The organism is Halomonas sp. 3A7M (assembly GCF_014897875.1).
Classification (GTDB): Bacteria; Pseudomonadota; Gammaproteobacteria; order Pseudomonadales; family Halomonadaceae; genus Vreelandella.
This window is the reverse complement of sequence record NZ_JABUZD010000081.1, coordinates 1-1,510: the sequence shown is the minus strand read 5'-3', so window position 1 is coordinate 1,510 and position 1,510 is coordinate 1. Positions and strand designations below refer to the sequence as shown.

The window sequence follows — 1,510 nt, the reverse complement described above, 5'->3', positions numbered from 1 at the left end:
CTCAATACGGTTAGGGCAAGTGGGTCGGTTTAACGGCGCTTACGATACATCTTCCTTAGGGGATTCTCAGTGATGGAAGTGGCCTTTTTTCCATCACGTGGGTGTGGCGCGCCTACCCCAAACGACGGAACCTAGTTTAGCCAGCTTAGCCCAACCATGACCACTGCGCGTTTTTCTACTGACAGTTGTAATATGAGCACTCATATTTCTGGGGCAGCATGCTGTGAGTTTCGGTAAAACAATTGTTTATGATAAGGCGCTGTATACTGATGCGCATTTTTCTGGCAAAACGCATCGCTCAGGCGAGCTGCGTTTTTATAAGTTTCAATAAATTACGGCCGTTTAGTCAGAATGATTGTTACCAGAAAACTATGCATGTTCATTAATAAACTGTTATGCAATGAAGCTATGGTAATCCCCCCCGAAAAACCAGGGTGTTCAAAAGTAGAATTTTCCGTAAGCTAAACGCAGGGAGATTCTGCATGAAAAAATCACGTTTTTCTGACAGCCAAATACTGTCAATTCTCAAGCAAGCCGAAGGCGGCGCTCCGGTTCCAGAGCTGTGTCGTGAGCATGGCATGAGCAGTGCGACTTTCTACAAGTGGCGAGCTAAATTCGGCGGCATGGATGCGTCCATGATGGCCCGGTTGAAAGAGCTAGAGGATGAAAACCGACGGCTCAAGAAGATGTACGCTGAGGAACGATTGAAAGCGGACATCCTCAAGGAAGCCATCGAAAAAAAGTGGTGAAGCCGTCTCGACGCCGTGAGATGGCGCAGAAAGCCGTCAATGAGAAGCGCATCAGCATTCGACTGGCTTGCTGGATGTTCAGCATCAGCGAGACCTGCTATCGCTACCGGGCCAAGCTCAGCAGCGAGAATACCGAGATCGCCGACTGGCTAATCCGGTTGACCCATAACCAGCGCAATTGGGGCTTCGGCCTGTGCTTTTTGCACCTGAGAAACGTCAAAGGGTTTGGCTGGAATCACAAACGGGTTTACCGAATTTATCGGGAGCTGGAACTGAACCTGCGGATAAAACCCAAGAAACGCCTGGTTCGTGAAAAGCCGGAGCCATTGGCCGTGCCGGAAATGATCAATGACAGTTGGTCGATGGACTTCATGCACGACCAGCTCAACGATGGTCGCAGATACCGGCTGCTGAATGTGATTGATGACTTCAACCGCGAAGGCCTTTGCATCGAAGTAGACTTCTCGCTTCCGACAGAGCGTGTTATACGGTCACTGGAGCAGATCATTGAGTGGCGGGGCAAACCGCGCTCTATTCGCTGTGACAACGGACTACCTACGGAACCCGCTCAATACGCACACAAAATCTCACTTCGTGCTCGACATGGGAACACTTGCTCACTACTCAGGCTCATGCGTCGCAACCATATCTAAAGGGTGCTCACCATAGTGTACAAGGGTCCAAAAGGCCCAACAGGACTTAACAAAGCATTTTGGAACGTAAGCGTTCATTCCAAGGCGTTCTGCCACTCCGGTAAATTT

At 49.7% G+C, this 1,510-nt stretch carries 1 pseudogene; it reads left to right on the top strand.

The annotated features are described in order from the left end of the window. Positions 1-482: 482 nt before the first annotated feature. Positions 483-1,300: pseudogene (locus INT19_RS07430) on the top strand (IS3 family transposase); the annotation flags it as partial. Between the last annotated feature and the right edge of the window lie 210 nt (positions 1,301-1,510).